At 59.3% G+C, this 9,001-nt stretch carries 10 protein-coding genes; all 10 read right to left on the bottom strand.

Annotation, left to right across the window (positions count from 1 at the left end):
• Positions 1–1,147, bottom strand: a 1,147-nt coding sequence (locus tag ACH2EH_RS20590) for a glycosyltransferase (RefSeq protein WP_395144654.1), incomplete at its 3' end; no start/stop codon positions are given.
• 32 nt (positions 1,148–1,179) lie between these two features.
• Positions 1,180–3,399, bottom strand: coding sequence for an EAL domain-containing protein (locus ACH2EH_RS20585; protein ID WP_395144652.1), 2,220 nt, complete (start codon positions 3,397–3,399; stop codon positions 1,180–1,182).
• Between the two features lie 78 nt (positions 3,400–3,477).
• Positions 3,478–4,029: a hypothetical protein gene (locus tag ACH2EH_RS20580; protein ID WP_395144650.1), complete on the bottom strand. Its 552-nt coding sequence runs from the start codon at positions 4,027–4,029 to the stop codon at positions 3,478–3,480.
• Entirely contained in the window at positions 4,026–4,604 is a 579-nt protein-coding gene (locus tag ACH2EH_RS20575; RefSeq protein ID WP_395144648.1) for an RNA polymerase sigma factor, read from the bottom strand. The genes ACH2EH_RS20580 and ACH2EH_RS20575 overlap by 4 nt, the downstream gene beginning before the upstream one ends.
• Positions 4,605–4,673: 69 nt before the next feature.
• Positions 4,674–6,068, bottom strand: a complete 1,395-nt coding sequence (locus ACH2EH_RS20570; RefSeq protein ID WP_395144646.1) for a hypothetical protein — start codon at positions 6,066–6,068, stop codon at positions 4,674–4,676.
• A 5-nt stretch (positions 6,069–6,073) separates the two neighbouring features.
• The gene (locus ACH2EH_RS20565; RefSeq protein WP_395144644.1) at positions 6,074–6,799 is read right to left on the bottom strand and encodes an SDR family NAD(P)-dependent oxidoreductase; all 726 of its coding nucleotides are present in this window, start codon (positions 6,797–6,799) and stop codon (positions 6,074–6,076) included.
• Positions 6,799–7,596: a fumarylacetoacetate hydrolase family protein gene (locus tag ACH2EH_RS20560; protein ID WP_309687073.1), complete on the bottom strand. Its 798-nt coding sequence runs from the start codon at positions 7,594–7,596 to the stop codon at positions 6,799–6,801. The genes ACH2EH_RS20565 and ACH2EH_RS20560 overlap by 1 nt, the downstream gene beginning before the upstream one ends.
• Before the next feature lie 10 nt (positions 7,597–7,606).
• On the bottom strand, positions 7,607–7,729 hold the full coding sequence (locus tag ACH2EH_RS20555; RefSeq protein ID WP_395144642.1) for a hypothetical protein: 123 nt from the start codon (positions 7,727–7,729) through the stop codon (positions 7,607–7,609).
• Positions 7,726–8,052, bottom strand: a complete 327-nt coding sequence (locus tag ACH2EH_RS20550; RefSeq protein WP_395144641.1) for a helix-turn-helix domain-containing protein — start codon at positions 8,050–8,052, stop codon at positions 7,726–7,728. Before ACH2EH_RS20550 ends, ACH2EH_RS20555 begins: the two co-directional genes overlap by 4 nt.
• 107 nt (positions 8,053–8,159) lie before the next feature.
• Positions 8,160–8,906: a hypothetical protein gene (locus ACH2EH_RS20545; RefSeq protein WP_395144639.1), complete on the bottom strand. Its 747-nt coding sequence runs from the start codon at positions 8,904–8,906 to the stop codon at positions 8,160–8,162.
• Between the last annotated feature and the right edge of the window lie 95 nt (positions 8,907–9,001).

The following is a 9,001-nucleotide window of genomic DNA, read 5'->3' as shown; positions in this document are numbered from 1 at the left end:
ATTCTATCGCGTCGTTGCGGGCGGCTTCGTAGACGGCGACGATCTGTCGGGCCATCTCGCTGGGGGTGGGGTGGAGCGGGCTCTGGCGGGCGGCGCAGGCAAACGCCTGGAGACGGCTTGGATCCGTGAGGAGCGACGCGGCGGCGGGGCCGATTTGCTCTGGGGCGACAACGAGGGCATCTATCCCATCGCGGACGAACTCCGGGGCACCGCCGCCGTTCGCGACGATGCAGGGGAGGCCGTAGCTCTGCGCTTCCGAGAGCACAACACCCTGCGTATCGGTGAGGCTAGGGAAGACAAAGAGAGTCGCGGTGGCGAAGATCGGGGGAAGGTCTATGCGGGGGACGAACCCGGCAAAGCGTACCCGGTGGGCGAGCTGTCGGGTCTCGACTTTGGCTTTCAGCTCCTCCAGCGCAGGTCCGCCTCCGACAAGCAATATAATGGCGTCGTCGGGCCAGTGCGCCAGGCCGTCGAAGAGCGCCTCAATATTTTTCTCTTTGGCAAGCCGTCCCACGTAGAGCAGCACGGGAGCCCCCTCGGGAAGCCGGTAGCGCTCCCGCACGGTAGCGCATTCCGCAGGCAGAACGGGGCGTAGTGGCGGGATGCCCGTTGGTACGACGGAAATCTTGTCCTCCGAAACTCCTAATCGCACGAGGATCTCCCCGGTGGCGCGTGAGGGGACGATCACTCGGGTACAGTCGCCCTCGTAGTAGAGGCGCAGGTGCCGTGAGAGCCACCAGTGGCTCAGAGCAGGCGGGAGCGGGCGGACATAGTGCGTGTACTCGTGGTAGAGCGTGTGAAATGTTGAGACAAGGGGCACGCCCAGCTGGCGGGCAAGGCGGCGGCCATGCATCCCCATTCCAAATGGCTGCTGGGTATGCACCACATCCAGGGGAAGATTGCGTAGCGCCATTGGCTGCCCCAGGAGCGGAGAGTGGGCAAAGGGGTTCTCCGGGTTCCAGGGCGAGACCCAGGAGGGGAGCCGACGTACGGTGATTTCGTTGCTGTCCGCGTAGCCCGGATAGCGCGGTGCCAGAACAACGGGCTCGTGGCCGTCTGCGATGAGCTCCAGAGCAAGTGTCTTCACCGACGTCGAAACCCCGTTGATCACGGGCTCGTAGCTTTCGGTGAACAGTCCAACACGCATCGTCGGTACTATTGTACCCCGAGTTCTCGGGCTTAGGCGGCGCGTGCCAGAGGCACAGGCAGAGGTAAGATGAGCTGCTCGACAGGCACTGGACGGGCAAAATAGAATCCCTGCAAGCCATCGCAACCGAGCTCCGTTAGAAGCGCTGCCTCTGAGGCACTCTCCACCCCCTCGCCCACCACCGCCATGTTCAGGGCATGGCCCATCGCGATAACACCACGGACAATGGCGGCATCGTTGGAGGTACGTTCCAGGTTATGGACAAAGAGGCGGTCAATCTTAAGGGCATCTATTTGGTAGCTGCGGAGCGCGACCAGCGAGGAAAAACCCGTGCCAAAGTCATCTAGCTCCAGCCAGATTCCTTGGTCTTTCAGAGCATTGAGCGTTCGTTCTGCGGACTTTCCGTGCTTGAGTAGCGCCGTCTCCGTGAGCTCGAAACCAATCAGATCAGGACGAGCCCCGGAGCAACGTAGCGCGGACTGCACACGCTGCTGGAGGTCGGGCTGGAGGAGCTGTCGTGCGGAGACATTGATTGAGACGCGTAGAGGAATCCCCGCTTGCTCCCAGGCACGTGCCTGATTGCAGGCGGTGTGCATCACCCAGTCACCGAGGGGCAGGATCAGCCCAGTTTCCTCGGCCAGGGGGATGAACTCACCCGGGGGGATCATGCCTCGCTCCGGGTGATTCCAGCGGATGAGCGCCTCAACACCAACGGGCTGGTGGCTACGAGAGTCCACTTTGAGTTGGTAGTGCAGTGTGAAAGCCTGCTGCTCGACCGCACGGCGCAGGTCGGACTCCAGTTGGACTTTGTGGGCAAGATTTCGCGCGAGGGCGGGATCGAAGCGCCGAATGCCACCGGCCTGCTCCTCTTTGGCACGATGTAGCGCAATATCGGCATACTTCAAGAGGGTATGGGCATCCTGTGCGTGGCTGGGATAGTCGCTGATACCCACGGTAAAAGAGGGGAGGTACTCGTAGTTATTCAACGTGACGGGGCGGGTAAGCGCACGCCGTAGCTTCTTGATGATCTCCTCCGCTTGCCGGGCAGTGGTCTCGGGGAGCAGCACCGTGAACTCATCGCCCCCCATCCTGTAGATACCCGCCCCGACTGCTTTTTGCATTCTTTCCGCAATGATTTTCAGAAGATGGTCGCCAAATGAGTGTCCGAGTGAGTCGTTGACTTGCTTGAACCGATCGAGGTCGAGAAAGAGCAGAGTTAGCGATGTTGCGCTTTTTCGTGCCTGCTCCAGCTTTTCCGCCACGTCCTGCGTGAATCGGTGGCGGTTGGGAAGCCCTGTGAGTGCATCGTGGCTGGCCTGATAGCGAATGATTGTCTCTGATTCGGAGCGCTCGATGGCAACACCTGCGAGATAGGCTGCCGTGGCCAGAAGCTCTCTCGCCCAGCTTGTGGGCAAGTGGGGGTATCGGTGATAGATTGCAAATGTCCCGACGGGTTTTCCCTCGTTGGTTAGAATGGGGTGTGACCAGCAGGAGCGAAGTCCGTGGGTATCCACTGCCAGCTCCACAAACTCCGTCCAGAGTGGGTCCGTGGAGATATCGCGGACGAAAACAGGCTTTTTGCCCGTAATCGCCGCGCCACAGGAGCCGCGATCGGGCGCGACACTAACTCCATGGATGGCGTCTCGGTAGCCCTGGGGCAGGTGTGGAGCGCTCAGATCCATCAGCGTATTGGAGTGGGCATTGTAGCCCAGGATACAGGTGAGTGCGTCGGGGAGTAGCTCCTGGATGAGCAGATTGAGGGTATCCAGAGTCTTACCTAGTGGCTGGTGCTCCGCGATCATCTTCAGAACACGTGTCTGGCCTACCTGGAACGTTGCTTTGCGCTCGTGTTCGCTGACATTGCTCAGAGTGCCCACTGCGTGCCACCCGCTGTCGGGAAACACCAGATGCGCCTCCTCATGGAGCCAGTGCCACTGGCCAGCAAGATCGCGTACCCGAAATGTATGGCTTAACAGCGACTGGTGGGTCTGTGTGGCGTGTCGCCAGGTATTCTCCCGGTAGCTACGATCTTGCGGGTGAATCGCTTTCTGAAGCGCCTCGCCATAGCTGGAGCGTAGGGAGTATTGCAGAGGCAGAAGGCTCTGCGCAGCCTCCAGTGACAGCGGCTCCATCCCCGATGCAGTTGCCACAAAGGCAAAGGAGTGGGTGGTGAGGAGAAGGCGTTCTAACAGCACGCTCTGTCGTGTAGGGACTTGAGCGTCGGTTGGGAAGTGCGGAAAACTAGTCTGCATTCATTCGTCTCTCCCTATATCATCGTCATTTAGGGAGAGGGAATGCAGACTGATAAAACTACGGGGCTTTTCCTTTCGTTACTCGTCGTCGGTTCTGTGGGGCGGCGTGGGCGATACGGGCGGTGTGGGAGGAGTCGGCGGGGCGGGCGGCGCAGGGGGAGCGGGTGGGGCCTCACGGAGCCAGTCGGGGAGGTGCTCGCGGATGACGGATCCAATATCCTTGAGCTTTCCCAGCTCCTCCATCGCGATATGACTGCTGTGCTCACCGTGTCTGCCCACCATGATCTTGACCCCCTTGTTTTTTACTTTTCCCGGGGATCCCTCCTCGTCTTCTTCGTCCAGATACCCACGCAGCAAGCGGCTCGCCACACCGAGCCGGTCAAAGCTGGCGTCGCTGGGTAGGGGAGCGAACATCCCCTGGAGCTCGACCCCGTGGGTCTGGAGTACCGCTAGAGTATCGTTGTAGATTCGAACGGCCTCGGTGGCTCCGTCTTTCCGGAACGCGCCGGTGAGACTCGCGTGCTCGGCGAGAGAGTAGAGCTCGCCGATCATGCGCCGGACTCTCCGGATCTCCTTAGCCCGCTTCTCGATGGTCGGGTCTGTTTCTATCGGAATGGTTTCTTCAGTCATAGTTGTTCCTCTTCTTGTTCTTGAAAGGCGATACTCTGCCGTAGCATTTGCCGCGCCCGGTAGAGACGGCCCCGGACGGTTGCTTCCGGTACCGAGAGATACGCGGCGATGCGGGCGACGCTCCAGTCTTCGTAGGCGGCGAGATAGAGCACTTCTTGTTGGTCTTCCGGGAGCCTCTGGAGCGCCTGGAAGATCACTTCCTGCTCGATTCGCGCCACCCAGTCCGGCAGGACAGTAAGCTCGGCGCTGGCACTCTTAACCAGTGCTTCGAGATCGTCCGTGGCGGTACAGCGCCGCTCACGACGGAGAGTCTTGAGTGCGAGATTACGGGCGATGGCGCGTAGCCAGCCCCCCATCGCCCCCGGAGCGTCCAGAGAGGGCAGAGCGCAGAACGCCGCAAGAAAAGTTTCCTGGGCGACCTCCTCAGCCACCGCCCTGCTTCTGACAATCTGCTCCGCCGCTAGGGTGATGGGGCCACGATAGCGGCGAATCAGCTCGTCAAAGGCTGGAAACGATCCTAGCGTGGCAAGTACCACCAGCTCTTCGTCGTCTTGATTTTCCAGGGAAGCGTGCATCGTCGTCAGTAAAGAGTAACAACCCGTTCACTTCGTCACGCGGTAGCGCAAATTATTTTCGCAGCCTGGTCAGCGGCGGCTCAGAATCCGCACTTCGTGCGGGGCGAGGTTGAGGTTGGTCTTGCCGCCGCGTGTCGTGACGCCTGTTGATTTGGGAAGAATCCCTGCGGGGGTCTGTCCGTGCAGCTCGACGGCTTGCCAGTTTCCGGGCGCGAGTTTTTCCAGTGTGGCTTGCTGGCGCACCCCGGTCTTGTTGATGACAATCACGCTCGTTCCAATCCCATAGGCATCTACGGGCGTGATGAGTGCGGCGCTACGGACGCTGACGTGACGAAATGCTTTGCCGGTGAGTGGCTGGAGCGCCTTGAGAACACGGCTGGCATGGCCCGGCCCCATATCAAACGTGGCACTGTGAACTCCGGCGAGGGCGGCGTACTTGAGACAGTCGGCGGCCCAGGCGGCACCCATCGGACTGGCGTTGCGCGGCTCGGGCGTAGGGCGTGGGTGCGTGAGCGTGAGGGCAATGTGATGGATCTCTATCGGTTTACCCGGTGCGAACTGCCGCGCGGACTCGGCGAGTTCCGTGAGGACGGGCACATTTTCCCAGCACGTGTCGTCGTCGTAGAGGTGCTCGACAGGGAAGTAGGCAAACGCGATACTCGGGGCGGCTTTGGCTTTCTCTCGTTCATGGTTGATCCCGTGAAACCAGTTGCGCTCGCCCGTGCTGCCCGTGCGAATCTCGGGAAGGACACGACCTGGCACGACATCGCCTACGGTTAGGAGTGTTCCCTGAACGGGTTTTACAGGGGGCGTACTGCCCGTCAGTGCAATGGTCACTGTCTGCATGTGCGCGTCGCCTTTCTTCAGCTCCGGGTAGGCGTAGGGCATTATGGCGTAGGCCTTAAAACTAGAGTCGGCGAAGTTGCGCTGGTCTTCCATGGAGAAGAGCCCATCGCCCGTGGCGCTGACCTTGACATTGCCGTAGCGCAGCTCATGGAAGTTCTCCTCGAAGGTCAGGGGAGCATTGACGAAAATGGGGAATGTGCCGGAGCGTGGCCCGTCTTTTCCCGCCAGCTCGTACTTCTGTCCACAGACCGTTGGCGTCCCAAAGAGCACACAGATCCCGATCCGGTTGGTGGAAAAATCCCGCGTCGGAGCCCCCGTCACCGAGAAGGTGATCGTGCCATCGCGCTTGCCCTCGATCTTGCCAGACCACGCATAGCCACCGTCGGAGTCGAAGCCCGCTGCGCCCCGCTCACAGATTGCCTCCAAGGTGATGGTGAAGGTATCGGGTGTTTGTGCAATGTCGCAGCGGGTGAGCTTGGGCACCAGTGTGTCCCAGGTCTTGGTGCGCACCGCAAAAAATACCCGGCGCACCAGCTCCGTGTCGCCTAGCTTGATATAGCGCAGCTCGCCGTCGGCGAACTTGCAACGAAGTGGCCCCGCCTGTAATTCTTTTTCCATGGTGTTTAATGCATCGCCATGACGCCACCGTCAATGTCGTAGGCGGCGCCGGTGACAAAGCTGGCCTCATCGGAGCAGAGATACGCGACGAGTGCGGCGATCTCGGCGGGCTGGCCCATGCGGCCCATGGGCTGCGCGGCGGAGAGGACGGCGAGCTGCTCTGCCTCTTTTCCCGGGTAGTTTTTCGTGAGATAGGCATCCACAAAAGGCGTGTGCACCCGTGCCGGGCACACGGCGTTGCAGCGAATCTTATTGTTCACAAAGTCTTTGGCGATGCAGCGGGTCATGGCGAGAACCGCGCCTTTCGTGGCGGAGTAGGCGAAGCGCTCGGCCAGTGCGGTCTCGGCGGCGATGGAGCAGATATTGACGATACTGCCGCCGTTGCCGCTGGCTTTCATGCGGCGCACCGCTTCCTGGCAGCACAGAAACAGACCGCGCGCATTGACCCCCATCAGGCGGTCAAAGTCCGCCGGGGTGGTCTTGAGAATATCCCCCACGAACCCGATCCCCGCCGAGCAGACAAGCAAGTCCAGCGGGCCGTGCTCGTCGGCCTTTGCGAAAGCCCGTGCCACGGAGTCCGGTTCGGAGACATCGCAGGGCAGATCCGCGTGGTCGTTGAGATCGAGCACCAGAACACGGGCTCCTTGCGCCTTGAGCGTCTGCGCAATCGCCGCCCCAATTCCACTTGCGCCCCCGGTGACTAAAGCCCGTTTTCCATCAAGACGAAACATTATGCCGCCTCCACGGAGTTGGTCAGCACGCCAATTCCCTCAATCTCGATCTCGCAGACATCGCCGGGCACGAGCCAGCGCCTCGGCGTGCGTCCCATCCCGACACCTTCGGGGGTGCCCGTGAGGATCACCGTGCCCGGCAGGAGCGTGAAGTTTTTCGAGAGCGACGAGATTATCTCACGCACATCGAAGATCATGTCAAATGTATTGGAGTTTTGCAGCGTCTCTCCGTTCACCCGTGTCTGGATTTGGAGATCATTGGGATCGGGAATCTCCTCAGCCGTCACGAGCACGGGGCCGAGCGGGCAGAACGTGTCGAAGCTCTTACCGCGTGCCCATTGCTTATCGTAGCGCAACTGCCAGTCGCGGGCGGAGACATCGTTGGCACACGTGTAGCCGAGCACATAGTCCAGTGCGTCGTCTTCGCTGACATTCTTGGCGGTCTTTCCGATTACCACGGCCAGCTCGCACTCGTAGTCCAGCTCCTCGGTGGTTCGGGGGTGAATTATGGCATCGCCCGGGTTTGAGAGAGTAGTGGTCGGCTTGATAAAGAGGAGGGGGCGGTCAGGGACAGCCATGCCACTCTCCTCAGCGTGGCGCTTGTAGTTCAGCCCGATACATAAAATATTGGGCGGCTCAATCGGAGCAAGAAGCTTCGCGACCGAGAGCAGCTCTTTGGTCGGGGTGAGGCCCGTAAATAAATTACCATCGAGCGCGGTGGCTGTGGTAAAAGTGTTGTCGGTGGGAGTTCCCAGGCGGATATTGCCCGCGTGGTCTACAAATCGAATGATCTTCATACTATGGGGATTATACCCGCACGATCTGCCGCACCGTCGTATCGGCAAACCCCGGCACAGGCGGCAAGTTCCCCGGCTCCGTCCGTTGCGGCGACGCCATCCACGCCCCCACCCCGTTGCCGTGGGTGGTCACGCGATGACTTCCAGCCCCTTGTGCTTGACCAGCGAGAGGAGCTTCAGCGACGCGCCCGAGGGGGATTTCTCGCCGCGCTCCCACTGGCTCACCAGGCTTACGGTGACATTCAAATACCTGGCAAAGACGGCTTGGCTGATATGCTCACGCTGACGTAGCTCACGAATTTCCTCAGCGGACAGGCGAGCCACAGGAGTAAGGCACAGCGCATCGAAGCGGCGCATCGTCTGCTTGTCCATGAGCTGAACCTCGTGGAGGTCCGAGGCCGTTTCGTGGAGGGCGGCGAGAATGCTGCTTTTATAGGTCTGATCTGTCTTGCTCATGCTGGATTCTCCATTTCCGCTGGCGAGGGGCAAACGACCTCAGTAGCTTATCGGCCAGTAAGCGGAACGCTGAAAGCTTATCGTCTTGGTCATGTTGGTCATGTTAATTACACATGCGCCAGCAGTGTTCCAGCAGGTAACGAGAATTCCCGGCAGACTGCCTGCCAGGTCGTTACTCCTAGAAGACACTGCCTAATTTCCTCGCACTCTGTGTTGCTTCGGTGCGGAAAGCTGGTAGCGAGGGTGCTTGGGACAAGAGAATTCTTGATAGCCTGTTTCCAATGTTGTGGGACATCGCCACACTCGCCATCACTTTCAACGATAAACAAGCCAAATACGCGGCGCTTACCTCTTTGCTCCCATGCTGCGTCAATATGCCGCCAGATTTGATGTCGCCCTTCTAGCCATTTGGTTGATGTTGTGGGGCCAGCTTCTGTACGTTTCCCCTCAATTACAATGAGAGCATCCGGGGTTTCAATGACTGCATCCGGGTAAGTACGACCTTCAAAAATATACCAAGCACGATCCCGATTTTCTGTACGGAGAAGGGTCAACGCTTCTTCGACTTTTTCTGGGTTGCCGTTAAGTAACAACTCCCGCTCCGGGCTACTGAGAGCATTTTGTTTTAGATGCTTGGGATGACGTATAAGCCAAGATAGTAGACTTACAGGAGGATGAAGCCCTAGCTCCTTAGTACCCCAATATCCTTTTAGAAACTTAAGGTCAAGATTTTTATCAACACCAAAGCTCGTAAGCTCTAAAAGTTGTAGAACCCAATTGTCACTCCTTTTGGCTAGCTCATCAAAGACTGGAGAGACACGTGTTTTTGAAGAATCAAATTGACCACCAGGCATTATTTACTCCATTTCCTTTAGTTATTCCAACCCCGGCAAACTTGCGAGAAGCGCGTGTCCTTCGGAGAGGCGGTTTAGGACGGCTTTTCGGTAGC

This window comes from Armatimonas sp. (assembly GCF_043760365.1).
Taxonomy (GTDB): domain Bacteria; phylum Armatimonadota; class Armatimonadia; order Armatimonadales; family Armatimonadaceae; genus Armatimonas.
Note: the sequence above shows the minus strand (reverse complement) of the source record. Positions and strands in the feature narration are given on the sequence as shown.

Bases quoted from the DNA above. Each gene is read 5' to 3' on its own strand.
- ACH2EH_RS20575 (WP_395144648.1), bottom strand. From the start codon at position 4,604: ATGCACGCTTCCCTGGAAAATCAAGACGACGAAGAGCTGGTGGTACTT.
- ACH2EH_RS20550 (WP_395144641.1), bottom strand. From the start codon at position 8,052: ATGAGCAAGACAGATCAGACCTATAAAAGCAGCATTCTCGCCGCCCTC.
- ACH2EH_RS20585 (WP_395144652.1), bottom strand. From the start codon at position 3,399: ATGCAGACTAGTTTTCCGCACTTCCCAACCGACGCTCAAGTCCCTACA.
- ACH2EH_RS20570 (WP_395144646.1), bottom strand. From the start codon at position 6,068: ATGGAAAAAGAATTACAGGCGGGGCCACTTCGTTGCAAGTTCGCCGAC.
- ACH2EH_RS20560 (WP_309687073.1), bottom strand. From the start codon at position 7,596: ATGAAGATCATTCGATTTGTAGACCACGCGGGCAATATCCGCCTGGGA.
- ACH2EH_RS20545 (WP_395144639.1), bottom strand. From the start codon at position 8,906: ATGCCTGGTGGTCAATTTGATTCTTCAAAAACACGTGTCTCTCCAGTC.
- ACH2EH_RS20565 (WP_395144644.1), bottom strand. From the start codon at position 6,799: ATGTTTCGTCTTGATGGAAAACGGGCTTTAGTCACCGGGGGCGCAAGT.
- ACH2EH_RS20580 (WP_395144650.1), bottom strand. From the start codon at position 4,029: ATGACTGAAGAAACCATTCCGATAGAAACAGACCCGACCATCGAGAAG.